Below are 24,276 nucleotides of genomic sequence, written 5' to 3'. Positions count from 1 at the left end.
ACGCCCCCAACCCACCTAGTATGCCCAAGTTACGGAGACCACAACAATGTTGTTCGCGCCGTCCCCGACGAACCACGTCATTGCTGCCGGCAAGGGGTATTACGAACCAGCAGACCATAGAGGATAACCAGCGCGACTGGTGAACACTCTTCTCATTTTTGGCAGACACGCCGCTACCGCCCGTGGATCCCAGGGTCGAGCACTGTCTCGTGTCGACCGGGATGCCGCTGGCTCCCCACACCGCTCCGGACGCATGTGATCGCAGAGACGCGCCGTTGACGTGGCCAGAGTGCCGTCAGCCCGCAAGCCCGCAAGCTTGGTGTGGTCAGACGCCGAGGTCGCCGCGGCGGTAGTCCACGGTCAGCTCGTCCAGACGCGACCGCAGCTCGTCGTCGAGATGCAGGTCCATGGCGGCGAGGGTGGCCTTCAACTGCTCCGGCCTGCTGGCGCCGATGATCGGAGCGGTCACCGCTGGCTGAGCCAGCGACCAGGCGACCGCCAACGTCGGCAGGGCCACGCCGAGCGCGGCCGCGACGGCGGTCAGCTCGTCGACGGTGTCGAACATTCGCTCCTGCCAGTACCGCCGCTGGTAGTGGCTCGCGGCGGTACCGAGAGCGAACCTGCTGCCGCCCGCCGGCGGACTCGCACGGTCGTGCCTGCCCGACAGCAACCCCCCGGCCAGCGGGTTGTACGGGATCACCCCGACGCCTTCTTCCAGGCACAGCGGAAACAGCTCGCGCTCGACCTCCCGGAAGAGCAGGCTGTACCGGGGCTGGGCCGAGTCGAACCGGACCAGGTTCAACGCCTCGCTACGTCCCAACGCCCGCGCGAGCTGGTAGGCGAGGAAGTTGGACACCCCGACGTAGCGGACCTTGCCCGAACGGACCACGTCGTCCAACGCCCTGAGCGTCTCGTCGATCGGCGTATCGCGGTCATAGAGGTGCAGCTGGTAGAGATCGATGAAGTCGGTGTTCAACCGACGCAGGGACGCATCGACGGCGTCGAGGATGTGCCGCCGCGACGCGCCTCGGTTCCACGGCCGAGGGCCCATCGGCCCGACGCACTTCGTCGCCACCACGAACTCGTCGCGACGACCAGCCAGCCACCGGCCGATGATCTCCTCCGTGCGGCCGACGGTCTCGACGGTCCCGCCCAGCGGATAGACATCGGCCGTATCCAGGAACGTGATCCCGCCCTCCGCGGCACGATCGAGAATCGATCGTGATTGCTCCTCGTCGCACTGCAGACCGAACGTCATGGTCCCCAGACACAGCCGTGACACTTGCAGGCCGGTCCGACCAAGCCGAACATGTTCCATCGTCATCATCCCTCGTCGGAGGCCGTGTCGTCGACGGATGGGGCGCCCACCAGCCGGATCCCGCAGCAGACCGTTCCTGGGCGCCGACACGCCTCATCGCCTCGGGACAGGGTGTGCCGGCCGCCGAGGAGGTTATGGCGAAGGACCGAGATGCCGACCGTGACCGCCGAGCCCTGGACGTGCTCGCGCCACGGCGCGGCTCGGCGGTCTCGATCAGCAGGCCCGTGGACAGCGTCCCGGATGCCGCCGGGCGGATTCTCAGACCATGGAGTGCGCCGCGGATCCGGACGGTGCTTCCACAGCTGCCGAACCGCCAGCAGGCGCGCCGGCCTCCGCGAGCTCCGCGGCGACCTCCCTGCCGGCGATTCGGCCGAAGGTGAGAGAACGGAGGACGGAGGTGCCCGCCGGGTACAGCTCGTGGAAAATTCCGGTGATCTCGCCGGCGGCCCACAGGCCTGAAATCGGCCGCCCGTCAGTGTTCAGGACACGCGACGTACCATCGACGCGAAGACCGCCGTAGGTGAAGCAGATGTTGGCCTCTACCGGAACACCTTCGTAGGGCGGCTTCGCCAGCGGCTGGGCCCAGTTCGACTTTCGGGGGCTGATCCCGGCGGTCGCCTTCCCATCCAGACGCGCCGGGTCGAACTCGCCGTCCTGGCAGGCCTCGTTGTACTCCTCGATGGTGCGGCGCAGCGCGTCACCCGGAACCCCGAGCAGCTCCGCGAGGCCCTCGACCGTGTCGGCCCGCAGCGGCGGGTTCTCCTGATCGTTGAGCGCCTCGAATCGAGGGACGCCCGCTCGGATGCCCGCGTCGACGATGGCGTAGGCGCGCCCGTTCTGGTTGCGGAAGATCCGGTTGCCGACCTGGTCGAAGTGAATGTCGTGCGGACGCTCTGCCTCGTCCATGAAGCGCTCGCCGCGCTGGTTGACGAGGATCCCGAACAGCCAGGACCCCACCTGGCCCTCGCGGTTGGACGAGCGCGGGTCGACGGGCTCAAGATGGGCGCCGTCGAACTGCCCGGCCGTGTCGGCGCCGATCTCCATCGCCATGCGGATGCCGGCGCCCGTGTTCACGTCCGTGCCCGGCGAGACGGTCTTCAGCCGGTGGGCGTTCGGGATGTACCGCGAGAGCATCTCGGGGTTCGCCTCGAACCCGCCGCTCGCCAGCACGACCGACCGCGCCCGCATCGTGTGCTCGGTACCGTCGCCGGAGCGCACCACGACGCCCTCGACGCGCGAGGAAGCACCGGTCACCAGCCGCAGCGCGGTCGTGCTGTAGAAGACGGACGCTCCGCGTCCCTCGATGGCCGCGCCGAGCGCCTCGACGATCGCCTTCCCGCCGCCGACGGGAAACCAGACCTGCCGGCCGAACGCCAGTTGGAAGGGCACCTGGTGCTTCCCGATCTCGACGCCGTGTGCGCGGATCCAGTTGAGCGTCTCGGTGGCGTTCTCGTAGAACGCCTCGATGTACTCGTCGTTGACGTGGTGCCCCGACGTGGCCCGGACGATCTCCGCCCATCCGGGGTCCAGCTGCGCGTCACCGTCGAGCCGGAAAGCCGATGTCGTCCACGCGGTGGAGCCGCCGCGGTGCTGTCGGTCAGCCCGGTCGAGAACCGCGACCCGTGCCAGCGGAGACTCCTCTAAGAAGGAAAGCGCCGCGGTCAGCCCAGCCGCCCCGTGACCGACGACGACGACGTCCCATGGCCCTTCCAGGTCACTGGGACCGTCGGCGGTCGTTTCAACCTGGGTCATCTCTGTCAACTCCTTCTCGGCTGCCACGAACAAGGACGGTCCTCGCCTGGCGCCCATGGCGTCACGAAGATCCGGCGACCTCCACTACGGCAGTCACGACGAGCACGACGACCCGGTCGGTCTATCGGTCCCTCCCGGTCACGGACGGGCTGCCGTTCGCGTAGATCCCCTTGATTCCACTGCGACAAACCGCCGCGACGGCACCCGGGCGACGGAGGACCGGCGCTCCGGAGGTCGTCACGCGTCGACGATGGCGCGCATCCGCTCGACGATCCGGACCGGATCTCCGCCGTGCGGGATGATCTCGAGATAGGTGACTCCGGCATCACGGTATGCGGCGACGCGATCGGCGACCGCCGCGGCGGGACCGGCCATGATCAACCCATCGAGGAGGTCGGTGGGCAGCGCCGCCTCCGCTTCCTTCTTCTTGCCGTCCAGATAGAGGTCCTGGACGACCTTCGCGGCGGCACCGAAGCCGTATCCGGTGGCGATGTCGTTGTAGAAGTTCTTTCCCCGCGCGCCCATCCCGCCGACGTACAGAGCGACCTGAGGCCGGACCGCGTCCCGGACCGCGTCGACATCGACGTCCGCACCGATCGCGACCCGGCCGCCGGCGAAGACATCCAGGGAGCCAAGCTCAGGCGCGCGCAGCGCCGTCCCTTCCGCGAGTGCCTCCCCCCACACCAGCTTCGCGCGCTCGGGGAAGAACAGGAAGGGAATCCAGCCGTCGGCCAGTCGCGCCGCCGCCCGCACCGCACCGGTCTTCAGCGCCGCCCACCAGACGGGCACCGCGGGGCGGTCGGGCCGGTTGACCAGCTTCAGCGGCCTGCCCAATCCGGTGCCCTGCCCTTGTGGCAGCGGAATCGTGACCGCCGGCCCGTCGTGGGCGACCACCTCACGGCGAACGGTCTTACGCACGACCTCGATGACATCCTGGGTCCGGGCGAGCGGCGCGACAAAGGGGACGGCGTGGAATCCCTCGACGACCTGCGGGCCCGAGGCGCCGAGGCCGAGGATGAACCGCCCGCCCGTGACGTGGTCGCAGCCGGCGGCGGTCATGCCCAGCAATGCCGGTGTGCGGGAGTACACGTTGACGATGCCGGTACCGATCTCCATTCGTTCGGTGATGGCGGCCAGGTAGCCGATCTGGCTGATCACGTCGAAGGAGTAGGCCTCGGGCAACAGCACTGCGTCGAGACCGGCTCGTTCCAGGTCCGGCAGCATCGCCGCGAAGGCGCGGAAGTCCCCTGAGTACGGGTGCGTCATCGCAAGCTTCATGGAATCACTCCGTGGAACGTCATCGGCGTTCGGGCAGGCGACGCCCAGAAAAGGGAGGAACTACCGGTGCGGCCCGTCGACGAAGCGCCCGGCGGCACCCTGGTCAAACCAGTCGACCGTCAGCCGCCCTGAGCCTGAATGGACACGTCCTCCCACTGGGCCCAGGTGTTCAGCCGCTGCTGGTACAGATATTTGACGAGCTGGGTCGGCGGCGCACCGAACAGAACCCGCAGCGGTGGGTTCTCCGCCTCGACGATCTTCATGAGCGCCGGGCCGGCGGCCGCGGGATCCCCAGCGGACGAGGAGCCGGCCTTCGAGCGTTCCGCCATCACCTGACGCATGGAGTCGTAGGCGGGGTTGGGAACCGTACGTACAGCGGAGGAACCGGCCCAGTCCGTGCTGAACCCACCCGGCTCCACCAGGGTGACCTTGATGCCGAACGCGGCGACCTCCTGGGCCAGGGCCTCGCTGAGGCCCTCCAGCGCCCACTTGGAGGCGTGGTATCCGCCGAGATTCGGGAAGGCCGCGATTCCTCCGATCGTCGAGATCTGGATGATGTGCCCTTCGCGCTGCTCACGCAGCTGTGGGAGCACAGCCTGAGTGACCCATAGCGCGCCGAAGAAGTTCGTCTCGAGCTGGTCACGAATCTGTGACTCGCTGAGTTCCTCCACGGCGCCGAACAGACCGTAGCCGGCGTTGTTCACCACCACGTCGAGCCGGCCGAAGCGGGCGACCGCGGCCTTGACCGCGCTATCGACGGCGGATTTGTCCGTCACGTCCAGCGGTAGCGCGAGGACGGCGTCCCCGTACGTGGCGGACAGATCAGCGAGCGTGTCCACGTTGCGGGCCGTGGCGGCGACCTGGTGACCCGCCTGGAGCGCGGACTCCACGAACACGCGACCGAACCCTCGAGAGGATCCGGTAACGAACCACACTTTGCTCATCTTCTCGCAGCTCCTGATCTCCGATTGCCCAGGTTTCTCACGTTACGCGCCACGGAGGGCGTGGCCTCCTCGCCGCGTTTGGGACGGTATGGAACACCCGTACGTCGGCGCCGCGTCACATCAGTTCTAGGAGGGTGGCGTTCGCCTGCCCCCCGGCCTCACACATCGTCTGCAGACCGTACCGGATGCCGTTGTGGCGCATGTGGTGGACGAGCGTCGTCATCAGCCGGGCCCCGCTCGCTCCGAGCGGGTGGCCGAGCGCGATCGAGCCGCCGTTGGAGTTCAGCGCCTTGGGATCAGCCCCGGTCTCGGCCAGCCAGGCCAACGGCACCGATGCGAATGCCTCGTTGACCTCGAAGGCACCGATTGCATGGATGGACACGCCGCTTCGGTCGAGCAGCTTCCTGGTCGCCGGAATGGGTGCCGTCAGCATCGGCATGGGCGCGTCACCTAGCACGACCGCGCTGTGGACGCGGGCGATCGGAGTCAGGCCGAGTTCGCCCGCCCGCTCCGAGGTCGTGACGAGCAAGGCGGCCGCACCGTCGCTGATCTGTGAGGCGTTGCCCGCGGTGATCATCCCGTCCGGCTTGAACGCCGGCTTCAGCCTGGCCATCGCCTCGGTCGACCCACCGCGACGGACTCCCTCGTCGGCGGCGATCACGACACCGTCGGCAGTCGTCACCGGCACGATCTCGTCGGCGAAGCGTCCCTCGTCCATCGCCTGTGCCGCCCGCTGATGGGAGTGCAGGCTGTACTCGTCGAGCTGGGACCGGGAGAGGTGCCACATCGTGGCGACGTCCTCGGCCCCCATCCCCTGATTCGGGAACTCCGAGCCAAAGCGCTCGGCGTAGAGCTCGCCCAGGGGGGACGTTCCCTCGGTGATCGCCGAGAACATCGGCACCCGTGACATCACCTCGACGCCACCGGCCACGGCGATGTCGTAGTGCCCGGCGATGACTCCGGCCGCCGCGAAGTGCACCGCCTGCTGCGACGAGCCGCACTGCCGGTCGACGGTCACGCCCGGCACCCGCTCGGGCCATCCGGCCGACAGGACCGCGGTGCGCGCGATGTCGAAGGTCTGCTCGCCGACCTGGCTGACGCATCCCCACACGACGTCGTCGACCAGCGCGGGATCCAGACCGGTACGTTCGGCCAGGCCGCGCAGCACGAGCGCCGAGAGATCGGCCGGATGCACGCCGGACAGACCGCCGTTCCGTTTGGCGAGCGGCGTACGGACCGCCGCCACGATCACAGCGTCGCGAGCCAATCTCGTCACCCTCTCCCTGACATGGACCGCACCAGGCCGGTCCCCCGACAGGTCGTGCGTCCACGGATCCGCGGCCGGATGTCCCTGCCGACGGCACGTCCACGTCGGGAGTGCCTGACCGGGCTCCGCCGCGGACCGGACACGAGCCTGCTACTTCGCGGTTTCCAACGGCAGGTTGTAAAGCTTCACCGCGTTGTCCTGCATGATCTTGCGGATCGACGCGGCGGGGACGTCCTTCAGGGCCTCCGCGCTGCGCTCGACCGGCGACGGGAAGAGGCAGGTCGGGTGCGGGAAGTCGGTCTCCCACATGACGTTGTCGTCGCCCAGGTAGTCGAGCAGCAGCACCGGGCCCGCGTGCTCGAACCAGAACGTCCCGTAGATGCCCTTGCGGAACATCTCCAGCGCCGGCGGCTTGGTCGGCCCGCTGCTGCCCAGGATCTCCTCGCGGTACTCGTAGTCGATCCGCTCGAGCACGTACGGGATCCATCCCATGCCGCTCTCGACGGAGACCCACTTGAGGTCCGGGTACTTCAGCAGGATGTCACTCACGACGAGGTTCGAGATGAACCGGGCGTTGTTGAGCTCCATCTGGACCGAGTTGACCGGCTTGACCGCGCGCTTCTCCAGCGACGGCCACGCGATGTCGTGCTCACGGCCCGCGGTCGAGCTGGTCGACCCGACGTGGATGTTGATCGGCATCTTGTAGTGCGACAGCACCTCGTAGAGTGGCTCCCACTCGGGCTGCCCGAGGTCGGGAAGCCCACCCAGGTGCGGGTTACCGGCCATCGTGATACCCCGCAGGCCCATCGCCTGGATCCGCTCGACCTCGGCGACCGACGCCTCGATGTCCCAGAACGGCAGGACAGCCATCGGGAACAGCCGGTCCTCACCCTCGGCCTGCCACTCCGCAACCGCGTCGTTGTAGATCGACACGATCGCGGCGCCGGTCTCCCGGTCAAGCTGGTTGATCAGGGCGTACGCCGCGAAGCCCATCGCGTTGGGGTAGACGACCTGCGCCCAGATCCCCATCTTGTCCATGATCTGCAGTCGGGCCTTGGCGTCGTAGGATGCCTCGTGGATCTCGTCCCACTGCATGCCGGCCGTGATGTCGATCGTTTCCATGTTCGTCTTCTGGCCGGCCTTGTTGACATAGCTGGCTCCGCCGGCCATGAACATGGGCGTGTCGCCGAGCCACCAGCGCATGACGCCAGCGCTGTCCGGGCGCACCTTCGGTACCACGTCCTTGTACTTCTCGGGCGCGCGGGACGACCACAGATCCCAGGGTTCGGAGTAGTGGGAGTCGACATCGACCAGCTTCAGACCAGCGAATAGTCCGTCGACGGGCAGCGACATTTGACTTGGCTCCTTACAGCTCACGAGATCGCACTGATCCCTATCGTCTTGACCTGGGTGTAGGTCCTGAGCGCCTCAACCCCCTTGACTCGGCCCACACCGCTCTCCTTGAAGCCGCCGAAAGGCGCCTCCACACCGAGCTGCGCGCCGTTGACCGTCACCTGGCCGGCCTTCAGGCGGCCGGCGACACGAAGCGCCCGCCCGACATCACCGGTCCAGATGCTCCCGGCCAGTCCGTACGGCGTCCCGTTCGCGATCTGAATCGCCTCGGCCTCGGTGTCGAAGGAGAGCACGCTCAGCACCGGCCCGAAGATCTCCTCCTGAGCGATGCGCATGTCCGGACGCACGTCCGAGTAGATCGTCGGGAGGACGTACCTGCCACGCGCGAAAGGCGCCTCGGTGACGGCCTTCCCGCCCACGCGGAGTGACGCCTTCTCGTCGCGCGCGATCTGGAAGTAATCACGCACCTTGTTGAACTGCTCCTGCGTGATCAGCGGGCCGATCTGCCTGCCGATCTCCATCGCGGACACCAGCGCGGCCACCCGGTCGACGAGTTCGTCGTGGATGGACTGCTCGGCGAGCAGGCGGGTCGCCGCCGAACAGACCTGGCCGGCGTTCGACGTGAAGGCCCGCGCGACGTGCTCGGCGGCACGGTCGAGATTGGCGTCGGCGAAAACGATGTTCGCCGACTTCCCGCCGAGCTCCAGAGTGGCGGGGATGGTTCGCGACGCGGCGGCCGCTCCTACGAGCCTTCCTGTGCGCACCGACCCCGTGAAGGCCACCTTCCCTACGCCGGGATGCGCCACGAGCGCGGCACCCGCCTCGGGTCCCAGGCCCGTCACGACGTTCAGGAGGCCGGGAGCAAGCCCTGCCTCGTGCGCCACCTTCCCCAGCAGGAGCGTCGTCGCGGAGGTGAACTCCGAGGGCTTGACGACCAGGGCGTTGCCGGCCGCGAGCGCGGGAGCGACATCGCGGGTGGCCTGGCTGAGTGGACCGTTCCACGGCGTGATGACGCCGACAACACCGAACGGCTCCGGCCGGGTGAAGGCCGCGGCGCCCGCACCGAGGTCGATCGTCTCCCCGTGGAACGACCGCACGATGCTGCCGTAGTACGCGAAGTACTCGGCGGCGCCGTCGATCTCGCGGCGTGGATCCGGTTTTCCTGTCTCTTCCTTCTCAAGACGCACGAACTCGTCCGCGGCGTCTCGAATGGCGTCGGCGACAGCGCTCAGGACCCGTCCCCGCTCGGCCGCCGACCGTTCGCTCCAGGCGGGCTGAGCCCGCTTCGCCGCGCCCACGGCGACGTCGACGTCGGGGGCCGTGCCACGAGCGATGACCGATACGACCTCCCCGGTCACGGGGCTGGTCACGTCCTCGACATACGCGCCCTCGCGCGGCGGGTGGGGCTGCCCGTCGATCCAGTGCTCATAGCGTTCGCCCACGAGCTGGCCTCCTCGGGTGTCGTGCCTCGACGGAACCCTATCGCACATCCAGGATCTCGGATACAGTCCGCCAAGTCGGTCCACAGGACCCCGGGAACCCTAGAGATCTGGTTCGGAGGACAGGTGTCAGTTCGCGGCAGAGCCGCCATCGTCGGCGTCGGTACCACCGAGCAGGGCGAGCTCCCTGGACGTAGTGCCGACGAGGTCGCGGTGGAGGCGATCAGCCTGGCGCTGGCCGACGCGGGGCTGGGCAAGGACGACCTGGACGGCCTGATCACCTGCCGGGCCGGCCTCGGCGTCGGCGGCGTCGACACCGGCGTCGGCGAACTGCTCGGGATCCATCCCCGATACAGCGCGACACTCCAGTACGGCACCTGCAACTTCTCGCTGCACCTGGCGGTCATGGCCATCCTGGCCGGACTGGCCGACACCATCGCCATCGCATACGGCGCGACCCAGCGCAGCGAGAAAATCAACTTCGGCGTGCCCCACAGCGTGGATCTCGCGTCCACGGCGGGATTCGTCCACATCGCCGGGCCGGCGGGGCTGGCCCTGCAGCGCCACAAGTACCTCTACGGCACGACCGACGAGCAGTTCGGGAACATCGCGGTCGCGCAGCGCCAGTGGGCACAGCTGAACCCACTCGCGATCTTCCAGAAGCCGCTGTCGATGGCGGAGTACCTGGAGCAGCCCTATCTCGTCGAGCCACTGCGCCGCGCGGACGTCACGATGATCTCCGACGGCGGCGCCGCGCTCATCGTGACCTCGGCGGACCGCGCCGCCGAGTTCCCCAAGCCCGCGGCGCACGTCCGAGGCATCGCGGAGACCACAGCGCTGGACGGAGGGCGTACCCCGGAGAACCTGATGCGGCCCTGGATCGCGAACGTCGCACGCGACCTGTACGCCAGCTCGGGAATGGGGCCGCAGGACGTCGACGCGCTGTACATTCAGGACCCGACCGCCGTCTGGGTCCTCCAAATGCTGGAGTACTACGGCTTCTGCCCCGTTGGCGAGGGTGGCCGTTTCCTCGCCGAGGGCCACACCTATCCGGGCGGCCGGCTTCCGCTCAACACGAACGGCGGCCAGCTGTCCGAGAGCTACATGTGGGGCTGGCTGCACCTGTGCGAGGCGGTCCGCCAACTGCGTGGCGAATGCGGACCGCGCCAGATCCCAGACGTCGAGGTGGCCATGTACTGCTCCACGATGACGTTCGCGAAAGGAGCGGCGTCGATTATCTCGACGTCACGGTGATGACTCAGCCAAGATTGCTGCCGGATGTAAAAAACCCTCTCGCCGCGCCTTTCTGGGCCGGCCTGCGCGAGCACCGGCTCGTCGTCCAGCGCTGTCCGGCGTGCGGCACCAAGCGGTACCCGGCCGCCCCCCTGTGCACGGCCTGCCTCACACCGGGTGGCGAGTGGGTCGACGTGGCCCCCGAGGGCGAGCTGTGGAGCTACGTGGTCTACCGCCGCGCGCTGTCACCGGCGTTCGCCGACGACGTCCCCTACCCGATAGGGCTCGTCGAGGTCGACGACGCACGCCTGCAGATCCTGTCCCGCATCGACGCGCCGCCCGACTCGATCAGCATCGGGGCGCGCATGCGGGCGCGTTTCACCCCGGTCACCGAGACAGTCACGCTGCTGTCATGGGCCCCGGCGGAAGAATCGGCGGCCGCGCATGACTAAGGCGCCTCACGGCAGTGCGCCGCGTGTGGAACCGAGCGATGAGAACGCCACGGCCCTGCCCGGCAGCCTGACGGGTATCCGCGTCGTCGAGATCGGCGACCAGCAGGGTGAGTACACCGGCCTCTCCTTGGCCGGGCTGGGCGCCCAGGTGGTCCGCGTCGAGCCCCCGGGCGGCGCGCCGACCCGGCGGCTCGCGCCCTTCGCGGGCGACGTACCCGACCCGGAGCGATCCCTGCATTTCTGGGCCTACAACCGCGGCAAGAAGTCCGTGGTCCTCGACCTGGACACCGACGACGGCTTAGCCGCCTTCACCCGGCTGCTCGCCACCGCGGACGTGCTCATCGACTCGACCCCGCATCGCCACCTCGCCGAGCGCGGCCTGACCGACCTCGAGGAGCGCTTCCCCCGGCTCATCACGGCCCGCATCACCCCCTTCGGCGAGGACGGGCCCTGGGCGGGCTACCGCGGCTCCGACCTCGTCCACCTCGCCCTCGGCGGGCCGCTGCTCAACTGCGGCTACGACCCACTGCCGGACGGCCAGTACGACCTGCCGCCGATGGCTCCACAGCTCTACCACGCGTTCCACATCGCCGGGGAGCACGTCACCTTCGGCGTCCTCGCGGCGCTCGTACGCCGGCAGAGCAGCGGGCGAGGGCAACGTTTGACCTGCGCCGTCCACGAGGCGGTCTCGAAGAACACCGAGACCGACCTGATGGCCTGGGTCGTCCAGCGGCAGCCCTATTACCGCCAGACCGCCCGGCACGCGGGGGCGAAGGTCGGCCAGGACCTGACCATCGCGCATACGAAGGACGGCCGCTGGCTCAACGTCATCAGCATCGGCGCCCGCGACCGCAACCTGATGAAGCCGTTCCTGGACAAGTACGGCATGGGCGACGCCATCACGGAGGAGAAGGTCGAGGCCGAGGTCGGCGCGCGCCACATCCCGGGCACGACGCAGTCCGCCTCGGCGAACGTGGAGATCATCCAGCGTCTCGTACGGCGGTTCACCTTCGCCGAGCTGCCCTGGCAGGAGATGCAGGCGGCCGGGCTGCTGTGCGCTCCCGTCCGCCGGCCGGAGGAGAACGCGACCGACCCCCACTGGCTCACCCGCGGGACCTTCGTCGCGGTCGAGCATCCAGAGGACGGACGGTCCTACGTGTACCCGGCGAGCAAGTGGATTGCGACCGGGTCGCGCTGGGACGCCGGCCGCCGCGCGCCACGAGTCGGTGAGGACACCGCCGACGTACTGGCGTCCTGGCCCGGCACCTCGGCGGCCTCCGGTAGCGCCACGGCCACGGCGCGCATCGGCGACATCGACGAGCGCCTGTCAGTGCACAAGAAGCCATTCGCATTGCCAGGAACGAAGATCTTCGACTTCACCTGGTTCCTCGCGTCAGCGGGCGGCACCCGCTTCCTGGCCGCACTCGGCGCAGACGTGATCAAGGTCGAGTGGAAGGCGCACCCCGACACCCGAGGCGGTGGCTTCCCCGCCGGCGGCCGGGAGGCCCGGCGGGCCGCCACCACGCCGCTGGTCGCCCCGCCCACCGGGCCGATGGGTGGCCAGTTCAACAACAAGAACCCTGGCAAGCGCGGCATCTCGCTCAACGTGCGCCACCCGAAGGGGCGCGAGATCGCCCTTGAGTTCCTGCGTCGCAGCGACGTCGTCGCCGAGGGGTTCTCGCCGGGGGTCTTCGAGCGCTGGGGCCTCGGCTGGGACGCGCTCCGGGAGATCAACCCGTCGATCATCTACGCGCAGCAGTCCGGGATGGGCGCGAAGGGGACCTACGGCCGGTTCCGCGCCGTCGGGCCGATCGCCGGGTCGCTGTCCGGGCTCACGCACCTCGGCGGCCTGCCCGAGCCCGCGCTGCCCACCGGATGGGGCTACTCCTACCTCGACTGGCTGGGCGCGTACAGCTTCGCCGCGGCCATCCTCGCCGCCCTCTACCAGCGCGGCGAGACCGGGCAGGCGCAGTGGGTCGACGCCTCCCAGGCCGAGGTCGGCATCTTCACCACGGCGGTGCCTGTCCTCGACTGGTCGGTCAACGGACGCTCGACCGCGCGGTTCGGCAACCGCGCGCCGTACGGCAACTTCGCCCCGCAGGGGGTGTACCGCTGCGCCGGCGAGGACCGCTGGCTCGCCATCACCTGCCTGGACGACCGTGACTGGCGCGTGCTGGCCGGCATCGTCGGGCCCGCCGGCTGGGCCGACGACCCGCGGTTGTCCACCGTGGCCGGGCGCGTCGCGCACCACGACGAGATAGACCGGCGGATCAGCGTCTGGGCGGCGACGCGTGACCGCTACGCCGCGATGGAGGAGCTGCAGCGCGCCGGGATCGCGGCGGGCGCCGCCCAGACCGCCGAGGACCGGTGCGACATCGACCCCCAGCTGTCGCACCTGAAGTGGCTCACCGAGGTCCCGAACCCGAGCGTGGGTACCTGGCCCGTGGCGGAGGTTCCGTTCGACCTGTCGGAGACGCCCCCGCACGCCGGCGGGTGGATCGACAAGGGCGCGCCGGTCTACGGCGAACACAACTACGAGGTGTACGGGGAGGTGCTCGGCCTCAGCTGTGCCGAGGTCGACGCCCTCGCCGAAGAGGGTGTCGTGTGACCAGCCGGCGCGACCGGGCGGCCACGGACGTCGAGCGAAGGAGGGTCGCCGGATGACCATATCGGAAGCGACAGAGACGATCTTCACCTCCGATGGTCGTCTCACCGCCCTCGTGGCGCTGGCGAACTCCGACGGCGAGACCCAGCTGCACAGCCGTGGGTGGACCGGCTCCCTGACCCTGGGCGTGGACGGGGCGGCATATCGCATCGAGGTCAGCGCGGGCCTGTTCAGGCTCTCCGAGCCCAGCGAGCCGGAGACGTCCGGTGACTGTACGCACGTGGTCGCGGTCGGCACCGGCGAGCAGTGGTCGACGATGTTACAGACCGTTCCCCCGCCCGGGCTGACCGACGTTTTCGGCGGACAGTTCCTCGGCATGACGCTGACGCCCCGGAATCTTTCCGGCGAGCTGCGCCTGGCGGTTCGCCGAGTCGTCGAGCTGCTGCGCCACATCGTGAACGGCACGGACCCCACGCCCCAGGTCGTCCAGGACAGCCGTCCGCACGGGACGTTCGACGCGGCGCGGGGCCGGTACGTCCATCTGCACATCGACGGGCACGACCACCGTATCTACTTCGAGGAGGCCGGCTCGGGCATCGGCCTGCTCTGCCAGCACACGGCCGGTACGGACGGACGCCAGTGGCGCCATCTGCTGGAGGACGAACGCGTCACCAGCCGGTTCCGCGTCATCGCCTATGACCTGCCCCATCACGGCAAATCGCTGCCGCCGAGCGGGGTGGCCTGGTGGGCACAGGAATACCGCCTCACCCGCGGCTACCTTATGCAGATCCCGATCGCCCTGGCCAACGCGCTGGGACTCGACCGCCCGGCTTTCATCGGCTCCAGCGTGGGCGGGATGCTGGCCCTCGACCTCGCCCGCTTCCACCCGGACGACTTCCGCGCGGTCGTGTCCTGCGAGGGCGCGCTGTACGCCGTGCCAGATCACGCGGCGCCACGGCCCAACGACGGGACGCTCACGGTCGGCTCCGATCCGGCACAGCACGCCGCCTCAATGATGTCCTTCATGGGCGCCACCGCGCCGGAGTCATACCGTCACGAGACCAGGCTGCACTACGCGCAGGGAGCGCCCGGAGTGTTCCCTGGCGACATCGCGTATTTCAGGGGCGACCACGACCTCCGCGGGCAGGCGCACCTGATCGACACCGCCAGATGCCCCGTCCACATGCTGACCGGAAACTACGACTTCCTCACCATGCCGCTCTCCGAACGGGCGGCGGAGGAAATTCCGAACGTGAGCTTCATGGCGATGCCGGGCCTCGGGCACTTCCCGATGTCGGAGGATCCCGAGCGATTCATCGGATACCTGCTCCCCATCCTGGATGCGATCGCGGCGCGGTAGACCCGCGGCTGCCGTTCCCGCTGGTTTCGAACAGAAGGTGCCATGAACATCAATCTCGCCGATCCACAGTCGTTTTCCGCGGCGGTCCCGCACGAGGAGTTCGAACGCCTCCGGCGGGAAGCTCCCGTGCACTGGACGCCGACCCCGTCCGGTGCCGCCCGAGGCGGCTTCTGGTCGCTGACGCGCTACGCTGACATCGTCAACGCGTCTCGCGCGCCCGAAACCTTCTCGAACTCCAAGGGAATCTGCTACCCCGTTCGGTCCGGAGGCGCCGAGGGCGCCCACCCGATGGCCGACAACGTCATCTACAACGACCCGCCTCGGCACACCGAGATCAGGTCGCTGGTCGCCGCGGCGTTCACGAAGCGCATGGTCTCCCGCTTCGCGGGCTGGATCACCGAGGTGGTCGACACCATCGTGGACGACCTCCACGGCCGAGGCTCGTGCGACCTCGTGCCACTGGTGGCGGTCGAACTGCCGGCCCGGGTGATCTGCTCCGTCATCGGCGTGCCACTCGAGCAGCGTTCCCAGGTCGTCGCGTGGACCAACGACCTCTTCTCCCGCGAGGACCCCAACGGCGGGGCGGAGCGCGCCGACGCCGCGCTTCGGGCCACCATGGCGTACGCGGTCGAGATGCGGTACGCGCAGTCCGACTCCGCGGATACCAGCATGATCAAGGAGCTCGCCGTCGCGGAGCGGGACGGCGCGAAGATCAGCGACTCGATGTACCAGCAGCTCGTCATGTCGCTGCTCACCGCGGGGTTCGAGACCACGCACACGCTCATCGGGCAGAGCATGCGGCTGATCCTGGAGAACCCGGACATCGAGGCACAGGCGTACGCCGCGGCCCGCGCCGGGGACACCGTCGGGCTGGTCGAGGAGTTCCTGCGCTACGTCACGCCGGCGATGCACATGGCGCGCCACGCGACGCACGACGTCGTCCTGCACGACACCGAGATCAAGGCCGGTGACACCGTCCTGCTGTGGCACGTCTCGGCCAACCGCGACGCGGAGGTCGTCGACCGGCCGCACACGTTCGACAGCGCACGCTCACGGCACCCGCACCAGAGTTTCGGCGCCGGCGGGCCGCACTTCTGCATCGGCAACCAGCTGGCCCGGCTGGAGGTGCAGATCCTGCTCCGTGAGCTGCTCACCCGAGGCCCGAAGATCACGCTCGACGGCACGCCGGAGCGCGGGTGGTCCGTGTTCATCAACCAGCTTCGATCGCTTCCGGTGGTGTGCCAGTGACGACCGCATCTGAGACCACGCCCGCCCCGGACTGGAGCGGGCTGGGCGTGCTGGTCACCGGCGGCGCGGCGGGCATCGGGCTCGCCCTGGGCCGGGCGGCGGCCGTTCGAGGCGCGTCGGTGGTGCTCGCGGATATCGAGCCGGACGTCGCCGAGCAGGCAGCGGTGAAACTGCGCGCCGACGGGTTCGACGTCACGAGCCTGGCGTGCGACGTGACGGACTACGACGCGGTCACGGCCGCGGTCGCCGAGGCCACCGCCCGCATGGGGGGCCTCAACCTGCTCTGCGCGAACGCCGGGGTGGGCGGCAGCACGGGGATCGCCGACCTCACGGTCGAGGAGTTCACCTGGATCATGCAGGTCAACCTCTTCGGCGTCTTCCACGCGGTCCGCGCCAGCGTGGCCGCGCTCCAGGCCTCGGCCGCGGCCGGCGCGCTGGCCCATATCCTCATCACCGGCTCGGAGAACTCGCTCGGCATCCCGGAATACGTGCCGCCGATGACTTCCTATCAGACGTCGAAGCACGCGCTCCTCGGCTTCACGGACGCGGTGCGGCGGGATCTCGCCGCATCCGGCGTCGGCGCCACTCTTCTGTGCCCGAGCTACGTGGTCACCGAAGGATGGAACGCGAAGCGCAACCGGCCGGCGCGGTTCGGCGGCCCGGAGTACAACGACCCTTCGAGGCGCGAGGCATTGCGAAAGCTCGGCCAGGACCCCGACGAGGTCGCGCGCATGGCGTTGGCCGGTGTTGACGAGCGGGCCGAGATCGTCGTCACCCGGGAGACCAGCAAGGCCTGTGCCGACGCGCGTCATCGGGTTGTCGAGGCCGCCTTCGCCCGCCTGGCCGCGACCACGTCACCCGAATAGCGAAAGGTGGTCTTCCATGGCATTGGAAGTCGCGGTCCGCGTTCCACCCTGTGCACCCCTCCCGACGCTCGTCGAGCTCGTCAAGCACATGGAGGACCTGGGGATCGACCGTGTGTCCTTCCCGGACTCGCAGCTGCTCTGGCGTGACGTGTGGTCGACCGCGACCGCCGCGGCGCTCTCGACGTCCCGGATCGGCATCTCGGTCTCGGTCACCAACCCGGTGACGAGACATCCCACCGTCACCGCATCGGCGGCACGGTCGGTCGCGGAGATCGCTCCTGGCCGACTGGTCGTCGCGGTCGGCGCCGGCGACAGCGCGCTCACCCACATCGGCGTCCCGCATGCGCGTACGCGGGACATCGGCGACGCCGTGTCAGCGATCAGGGGCCTGCTCCGCGGCGAAACGGTGGAGCATCCCGTCCATCCGTGGAGACTGCACGATCCAGTGCAGGTGCCCGTCCTCATCGCCGCTTCCGGCCCGCGTAATCTCGCGCTCGCGGGACAGGTGGCCGACGGCATCGTGGCTCCCGGGATGGCGTGGGAACGCGACGTCGACATCGTGCGTACGGCAGCGGTGGCGGCCGGCCGCGATCCCGACGACCTGATCTACATGACGTCCCGGTCGTGTGTGATCACCGATGATCCTGAACGTGACGCCGCGATCTTCAAGCCCATGTGTCTTCGGTTGGCGCAGATGAGCGGCACGTCCCAGTTCGAGGCGGCCGGATTCCCCATCGAGGTACCCCCGCACGATCTCCGCTTCGGCGATCTCGGCCACCCGGAGGACTGGGACGAGGCAGTGCGCGTCTGCTCCCAGTGGATCACGGACGAGGCGGCGCTGTGGTTCGCACGCAGCCGGTCGCTCTTCGGAACCCCGGCGGAGGTGGCCAGTCAGCTCGCCAATCTCGAAAGCTCCGGAATCAACCGGATCCTGGTCGCGCATCCCGGCGCCTTCACCCTGCCACGGGAACTGATCAACTCCCTGGCGACCGGGGTCCTGCCGGTCCTCCGACGCCTCACCAGCGTCAGCTCACCGCAGTGACCGCGAGCACCACCGGGGTGACGCGCCCCATCCGAACGGTGTGATCGCCGCGGGTGGTCGGGGCGAGCCGCGCACGGCCTCCGTGCGCGCGGCTCGCCCCGACCACCTGGGGCGGTGCCGCTCGCTACGAAACGTCGCCGGTGAACGCGTCGGCGACCCGCTGACGATGGTGACCGGGCGCTCCGACCAGGACCGCGTCGAGTTGGGCGCGCCTGAGCCACCAGTGGAGCCCCGACTCCCACGTGAATCCAATGCCCCCATGGGCCTGCACCGCGGACGAGGTCACGCGCCGTGCCGCGTCGCCGACGTAGGCCATGGCGAGTGCGGCGGAACGCGCTAGCGTGCCTGGAGCCACATCGGCGGCCCACGCGGCGCCGTACACGAGGGAACGCGCGGCCTCCACGTCTACGAGCATGTCCGCACAGCGATGCGCGACAGCCTGGAAAGCGCCGACCGGCCGCTCGAACTGCCGGCGATCCTTCACATAGGCCACGGTCATGTCAAGCGTGCGCTGACACAGACCTACCATCTCGGCGGCGACCAGTACCGAAACGCGCGCCGCCGGCAACGCGGCATCATCCGGCAGCGACTCGCCCTCGCCTGTTACCTTCGCGTACCTTCGCGTCCGGTCAATGGTGTCCACGGGCTCCACCTTTGCCGTGGCAGGCGTGAGCAGCTTCGCCCGCCCCTTCTCCACCAGCACGATGAGGTCGGCTCGCGTTCCCTCCGGGACGAGCTCCCCCTGACCATCCCGCGCCATCCCGAAGGTGCCGAGCACCTCGCCGTTGGCCAGCCTTGGCAGCCAGGCCCTCTTCTGGTCGGCAGATCCGGCCCCGCGAATCAGCAGCGCGGCGGCGGCCGTTCCCAGGTACGGCACACTGGCCAACGCTCCGCCCAGCTCGTCCGCCAGGCACATGGCCTCGACGACACCAAGCCCGAGCCCGCCGTGCTCCTCGGGAACGCCCAGCGCCGGCCAGCCGAGCCCGACGAGCTCGTCCCAGAGCTGGGAATCATGACCGCGACCGTCCGCGTGCTCCGCGACGCGGGCGGCCGAGCACCGCTCGGCCAGCAGCGCGCGAGCGGTCTGTTTGATCTCGCGCTGGTCGTCCGTCAGTGCGAAGTGCATCCGCGTGTCCTCACCGTGACCGCGGCAGCGACAGCACGCGCTCCGCGACAGTGCTCTTGAGGATCTCGGTGGTGCCGCCCTCGATGCTGTTGCCCTTGGACCGCAGCAGCTCGTAGCCCCATCCTGGGCCTTCCTGCAGTGCGTCCGGGCCCAGGACGTCGACCGCGAGCTGGGTGAGTTGCTGGTTCGTCGCCGACCACATCAGCTTCGTCACCGCGCTCTCCGGGCCGGGCTGGCCGTGCCGCTCGATGGTCGCCAGCCCTCGATACGCCGTCAGCCGCAATGCCTCGACCCGCGTGTAGAGCTCGCCGAGCGCGTCTTTCACGCGAAGATCCGCGAACGACCCGCGGGCGACCGCCACGGCGGCGAGGCGATCGAGGAGCTGGCGCATCTGCACCTGATGGAAGAACGCGAGACCGGAACGCTCGTTGCTGAGTGTCGTCAGGGCCGTCCGCCAGCCGTTGCCCACCCCGCCGAGGACGAGATCACGCGGAACGAGCGCGTTGTCGAGAAAAACCTCGTTAAAATGAGCCGCGCCGGTGATGTCCCGGAGCGGGCGCACCCGCACACCCTCCTGCTTCATGTCCAGGAGGAAATATGTGAGGCCCTTGTGCTTCGGAGCGTCGGTGTCGCTGCGCGCGAGACACATGCACCATCGCGCGTACCGTGCATAGCTCGTCCAGAGCTTCTGGCCGTTGAGGACCCAGGTGTCGCCGTCCAGAACTGCCCGGGTTCGCAGCGACGCCAGGTCAGAACCAGCCTCGGGCTCGCTGAAACCCTGGCACCAGATCTCGTCACCGGTGACGATCGGCTGCAGAAAGCGGTCCCGCTGTTCCGGCGTGCCGCACTGCATGAGCGTGGGTCCCGCGAGAAGCAGTCCGAGCACGTTCGCCGGAAGAGGTGCGCCGGCCCGCGCGATCTCTTCAAAGAAGATCGCGGACTCGGTCAGGGAGGCGGCCCGGCCGCCGTGTTCGACCGGCCAGTGGACCGCCGACCAGCCGCCCGAGGCCAGCCGCCGCTGCCAGGCTCGCCGGTGTTCGAACTGCTCGTCCTGGCCGGGACCGGACGGCTGTCCGCTGGGATTGGCGGCGAGCCAGTCGAGCAGCTCGTTCCGGAACGCCGTCTCTTTTTCCGATAACGACAGGTCCATGATATTTGCCCCGCATATGGTGTGCCGCCTTGGTGGTATGGCGGGAGAGTGATCCGCTGGCGTGGCCGGCGGTCCGAGCAGGTGGTGGGACTCGCGCGAGTCGGTCAGCCCTGACGTCGGACCGAGGCCGACACCTCCACGTCGACGCGTAGGTCGATGAGCAGCGGTCGGTCCCGCTTCGCGACCGCCTCGGACACGAGCTCCAGGTCCGCCAGGGAATGGACCGTCATCCCCCTGCCGCCCAGTGCGTCGGCGACGGCGGCGAAGTCGGGCCAGGACATCCAGGCCAGCGCCGGATCCATCCCCAGTTCCGTCAGGTTGTAGTACTCCGCCCCATAAGCACCGTCGTTCACCACGATCACGATCAGATCGAGCCCGTGGCGGACCGCGGTGTTGAACTCCAGGATTCCGCCCATCATGAATCCGCCGTCCCCCATGACGGCGACGGACGGTCGGCCCGGTGCGGCGACAGCCGCGCCGACTGCCTCGGCGAGGCACAGCCCCACCGACCCGAAGTTGTTGGCCCAGACGAACGCGGCCGGTTCCGGGACGTGCAGGTACCGCCATACCGCGGTGCAGAACATGCCGGCGTCGGAGGCGACCCCGCGGTCCGCCGGTAACAGTTTGTCGAGTCGGATCAGCGCGGTCCGCAGATCGACGGTTGTCTCCGTGCTCCGGTCGCGGAACTCGCGCTCGGCCTGGAAGCCCGCGAGAGCCTCGGCGAGTGCCGGGGAACAGAACGACGACGGCTGGGCGTCCATCTCCTGGAGGTACTCGCACATCGCGGCCGCGGTGGCGGTGGCGTCGGCGAAGATCCCCACGTCCACGGACCGCCACCGGGCGATCGCCGTGGGGTCCGTGTCGACCTGGACCACCCGCCTGTCCTTGAGGAAGGACCCGTCGGCGGCGGTGAACCTGTTCAGGCTCGCCCCGAACGCCACGACACAGTCGGCCTTGAGGATCTCGGTGGTCGCCACGCTCGTCGACAGCGTCCCGAACAGGCCCAGGTTGAACGGGCTGTCGGCGAAGTAGTCCTTGGCGCCGAGCGTCGTCGCCACCGGCGCCCCGAGAATGGACGCTAGGCGGAGCAGCGTGTCCCGGGCACCGGACTGCACCGCTCCGCGGCCGGCGAGGATCACAGGGCGGCGCGCCGAGGCGACGAGCCCGACCGCGCGGTCCAGCGCCTCGGGGTCGGGAACGATGGCCTGCCGGCCCGGCTGCTCCGCCGCGACTGGCACGTACTCGGCCTCGGCGTCGGCCAGCTGCACGTGCGTCGGCGCGTTGAGCACGATCGGGCGTCGTTCCTCCCAGGCCCGGCGCACCGCGACGGCGACGTCCCCCGCCGCCGTGCGCGCCGAGCGCACCTGCACGAAACCGGCGCCCGAACCGAGCACGATCTCACGCTGCTCGATGTCCTGAAGGTGCTCGTCGACGTCGGGAGGCGTGTCCCCACAGACCACCACCACCGGCGTCCGGGCACGGGCGGCCTCGACGAGCGCGGTGACCGTGTTCGTCAGCCCAGGCCCCTGGGTGACGGTGGCGACGCCGAGCCGTCCGCTGACACGCGCATAGCCGTCGGCCATCAGCACCGCGCCGTCCTCACGAGAGGTACTGACGTACCGCACTCCGTGGACGCGGGCGAGGTCGTCCGCGATCATCATGTTCGCGTCGCCCAGCATGCCGAAGATGACTTCCGTACCGTGCTCGACAAGCGCACGGGCGATCACAGAATAGACCTTCTTCGGATTACCCGGCCCCGCCTCGTCCGACCCACTCATCGCGCTCCTCACTGTGTCCGCACCTCATCCGCGCCCAGCCCGTCAAGGCATCCGCTACCAAAACACGCCGTCGCCGCGCCTTACGGCGCGGAGCGCCTCGTGAGGGTTTTCTGCATCCTCCCAGCGAAACGGGTGGAAGTCGCTGGATGACACCAGCTCAGGATCGACAGACATTAAGCCTCCTGGCGTTGCAAAGCGTGCGCGCAAGCCCGCGTGATGTCAAAAGGATCCCGGATCACGGATCCTGGATACAGTTCAAGTTGACGGTACCGCCCACGACGTCGCATGGCAAGGGCCTTGACGGCACGGCCATCGCTGCGCCGAACGTGCTCGCCCTCACCAAACCCACTGACGCACGGCGACAGACCGGGCGGCCGACCGGGGAGATCTGATGATCAAAGGGTCTAAGCGTATATCCAGAGGGGTCTGCGCGTAATACTCCAGCCCGACTTTTGTGATTAGTTGAGTTGTAGAGCTGTCTCCTGGCGGCGGCAGTGGCTGGCTTGGGCGCGCGCCTGGGGGCGGCGTCGCCAGACGACCAGTCAGCGCGAAGCCGGCGGGTGGTTGCGGGCGTCGCATGGATGGCGTAGGTGGGCTGAGTGGAGGGCGGACCGCGTTGATGGTCAGCGGCATCGACCCGCCGACGGGCTCCGGGCGATCATGGGAGTACGTCTGGCACCAGTCAGCAATGCTGATCGTCTGCTACGCTGTCGATCACTCGGCGGAAGGTGCGAGGAGTACCCATGCTCGACGTTCCCAAAATCATTTCTGTGGACGACCACGTCGTCGAGCCTCCGGGAGTCTGGCAGGACAGGCTTCCCGCCCGCTACCGCGAGGTCGGTCCGCGGCTCGTCCGGACATTCGGCCGGCCAGAGCCCGGCAAGCACGGCTACCGGGTCGTCGACGATCCCGACGCCCCCGACGCGGTCTGGGTCGACCAGTGGGAGTACGAGGATGTGCGCAAGGTCATCCCGGTAGGCGAGGCGCAGGTCGGGCCGCTACGCGACCGCTACTACCGGGACCTGGCCACCTACGATGAAATGGCCCCTGGCGTCCACACCCAGTCCGCCCGCCTCGCCGACATGGACCTCAACCACACCGAGGCGGCGATCTGCTTCCCATCGGTCTCCCGTTTTTGCGGACAGACCTTCCTTGAAGCTCACGACAAGGAACTGGCGCTGCTGTGCGTCCAGGCCTACAATGACTGGATGATCGACGAGTGGTCCGCGGGTGACGGCTACGGACGCCTCATCCCCCTGACACTCATCCCGCTGTGGGACATCAAGCTTTCGGTCGACGAGGTCCACCGCTGCGCGGCGAAGGGTGCACATGCCGTCGCCTTCTCCGAATGCCCGCCATACCTCGGCCTACCCAGCATCCACTCCGGCTACTGGAACCCGCTCTGGCAGGCCTGCGAGGAAACCGACACGGTCGTCAACATGCACATCGGGTCCTCCTCGACCTGGCCACGCACGGGCCCCGACTCCCCCGGCCTCGTGCCGAAGTCACTGAGTTTCCAGAACTGCCAGGTCGCCTTCACGGACTGGCTGGCCTCGGGCCTGTTCGAAATTTTCCCCACCCTCAAGATCGCTCTCACGGAGGGGCAGGTCGGCTGGATTCCCTTCATCGCCGGCCGCCTCGACAACGAGTGGGAACTCGGCGACCTGTTCGAAGAGAACATCCGTACCCGCCTACCCAAAGCGCCGAGCCACTACATCGAAGGCCACGTGTACGGCTGCGTCTTCGACGACGTCGCAGGCCTGCGGATGCGCGACCAGATCGGCATGGGGCAGATCATGTTCGAAACCGACTACCCCCACGGCGACACCAGCTTTCCGCATTCCAAGAAGATGGCGGAAAAACTCGTGACCGGGGCGGGACTCTCGCAGGACGAGATCTACCAGCTGATTCGCGGCAATGCCATCGAGGTCTACGGCCTTCACCGCTGGGGAATCACCCGCTGACCGGCCACGATCAACGCGGCGCCACCGGTTGGCGCCATCGAGCCGGATAACCTCGCCGTCAATCATGACCGCGAACCGAAGGTGGACTCTGCGGCCGCCAG

18 protein-coding genes are annotated in these 24,276 nt (G+C 68.8%); 8 read left to right on the top strand and 10 right to left on the bottom strand.

From position 1 onward, the window contains the following. Positions 1-325: 325 nt before the first annotated feature. From AC6EXY_RS10235 to AC6EXY_RS10205, 7 genes are all read right to left on the bottom strand, one after another. Positions 326-1,318 carry an aldo/keto reductase gene (locus AC6EXY_RS10235; protein ID WP_499842330.1) on the bottom strand — a complete coding sequence of 331 codons (993 nt, stop codon included), beginning with the start codon at positions 1,316-1,318 and terminating at the stop codon, positions 326-328. 258 nt (positions 1,319-1,576) lie between these two features. Next, entirely contained in the window at positions 1,577-3,070 is a 1,494-nt protein-coding gene (locus tag AC6EXY_RS10230) for an FAD-dependent oxidoreductase (RefSeq protein ID WP_165818160.1), read from the bottom strand. Between the two features lie 237 nt (positions 3,071-3,307). Next, entirely contained in the window at positions 3,308-4,348 is a 1,041-nt protein-coding gene (locus AC6EXY_RS10225) for an LLM class F420-dependent oxidoreductase (protein ID WP_101829512.1), read from the bottom strand. A gap of 119 nt (positions 4,349-4,467) precedes the next feature. Next, entirely contained in the window at positions 4,468-5,292 is an 825-nt protein-coding gene (locus tag AC6EXY_RS10220) for an SDR family oxidoreductase (RefSeq protein WP_101829511.1), read from the bottom strand. Positions 5,293-5,407: 115 nt separating this feature from the next. Next, positions 5,408-6,559: a thiolase family protein gene (locus AC6EXY_RS10215; RefSeq protein WP_101829510.1), complete on the bottom strand. Its 1,152-nt coding sequence runs from the start codon at positions 6,557-6,559 to the stop codon at positions 5,408-5,410. A gap of 150 nt (positions 6,560-6,709) precedes the next feature. Continuing rightward, positions 6,710-7,912: an amidohydrolase family protein gene (locus AC6EXY_RS10210; protein ID WP_101829509.1), complete on the bottom strand. Its 1,203-nt coding sequence runs from the start codon at positions 7,910-7,912 to the stop codon at positions 6,710-6,712. A gap of 20 nt (positions 7,913-7,932) precedes the next feature. Then, entirely contained in the window at positions 7,933-9,438 is a 1,506-nt protein-coding gene (locus tag AC6EXY_RS10205; RefSeq protein ID WP_243407031.1) for an aldehyde dehydrogenase family protein, read from the bottom strand. Between the two features lie 39 nt (positions 9,439-9,477). Here AC6EXY_RS10205 and AC6EXY_RS10200 point away from each other — a divergent pair, with 39 nt between their 5' ends. From AC6EXY_RS10200 to AC6EXY_RS10170, 7 genes are read left to right on the top strand one after another with little or no spacing between them, the layout of a single operon-like run. Then, positions 9,478-10,605 carry a thiolase C-terminal domain-containing protein gene (locus tag AC6EXY_RS10200; RefSeq protein WP_101829507.1) on the top strand — a complete coding sequence of 376 codons (1,128 nt, stop codon included), beginning with the start codon at positions 9,478-9,480 and terminating at the stop codon, positions 10,603-10,605. Further along, a complete protein-coding gene (locus AC6EXY_RS10195; RefSeq protein ID WP_165818159.1) occupies positions 10,605-11,036 on the top strand; it encodes a Zn-ribbon domain-containing OB-fold protein in 432 nt (143 codons plus the stop codon). Before AC6EXY_RS10200 ends, AC6EXY_RS10195 begins: the two co-directional genes overlap by 1 nt. 25 nt (positions 11,037-11,061) lie before the next feature. Next, positions 11,062-13,644, top strand: coding sequence for a CaiB/BaiF CoA transferase family protein (locus tag AC6EXY_RS10190; RefSeq protein WP_207770084.1), 2,583 nt, complete (start codon positions 11,062-11,064; stop codon positions 13,642-13,644). Positions 13,645-13,696: 52 nt separating this feature from the next. Continuing rightward, a complete protein-coding gene (locus AC6EXY_RS10185) occupies positions 13,697-15,001 on the top strand; it encodes an alpha/beta fold hydrolase (protein ID WP_207770083.1) in 1,305 nt (434 codons plus the stop codon). A 42-nt stretch (positions 15,002-15,043) separates the two neighbouring features. Continuing rightward, on the top strand, positions 15,044-16,249 hold the full coding sequence (locus AC6EXY_RS10180; protein WP_101829504.1) for a cytochrome P450: 1,206 nt from the start codon (positions 15,044-15,046) through the stop codon (positions 16,247-16,249). Positions 16,250-16,296: 47 nt separating this feature from the next. Then, positions 16,297-17,115: an SDR family NAD(P)-dependent oxidoreductase gene (locus AC6EXY_RS10175; RefSeq protein WP_165818158.1), complete on the top strand. Its 819-nt coding sequence runs from the start codon at positions 16,297-16,299 to the stop codon at positions 17,113-17,115. Positions 17,116-17,131: 16 nt separating this feature from the next. Continuing rightward, a complete protein-coding gene (locus AC6EXY_RS10170; RefSeq protein WP_101829502.1) occupies positions 17,132-18,157 on the top strand; it encodes an LLM class flavin-dependent oxidoreductase in 1,026 nt (341 codons plus the stop codon). Between the two features lie 124 nt (positions 18,158-18,281). Here the strand turns inward: AC6EXY_RS10170 and AC6EXY_RS10165 are convergent, their stop codons facing one another. The 3 genes from AC6EXY_RS10165 to AC6EXY_RS10155 all read right to left on the bottom strand — a co-directional run bounded on the left by AC6EXY_RS10165 (position 18,282) and on the right by AC6EXY_RS10155 (position 22,211). Then, entirely contained in the window at positions 18,282-19,283 is a 1,002-nt protein-coding gene (locus tag AC6EXY_RS10165) for an acyl-CoA dehydrogenase family protein (protein WP_101829501.1), read from the bottom strand. A gap of 10 nt (positions 19,284-19,293) precedes the next feature. After that, the gene (locus tag AC6EXY_RS10160; RefSeq protein WP_101829500.1) at positions 19,294-20,433 is read right to left on the bottom strand and encodes an acyl-CoA dehydrogenase family protein; all 1,140 of its coding nucleotides are present in this window, start codon (positions 20,431-20,433) and stop codon (positions 19,294-19,296) included. Between the two features lie 104 nt (positions 20,434-20,537). After that, a complete protein-coding gene (locus AC6EXY_RS10155) occupies positions 20,538-22,211 on the bottom strand; it encodes a thiamine pyrophosphate-binding protein (RefSeq protein WP_101829499.1) in 1,674 nt (557 codons plus the stop codon). A gap of 743 nt (positions 22,212-22,954) precedes the next feature. On the opposite strand from AC6EXY_RS10155, the gene AC6EXY_RS10150 reads away from it, so the two are divergent. After that, positions 22,955-24,175, top strand: a complete 1,221-nt coding sequence (locus tag AC6EXY_RS10150) for an amidohydrolase family protein (RefSeq protein WP_101829498.1) — start codon at positions 22,955-22,957, stop codon at positions 24,173-24,175. The last annotated feature ends 101 nt before the right edge of the window (positions 24,176-24,276 follow it).

The sequence above is a fragment of the Frankia sp. RB5 genome, assembly GCF_059816245.1.
This window is presented reverse-complemented; position numbering and strand designations above follow the sequence as displayed.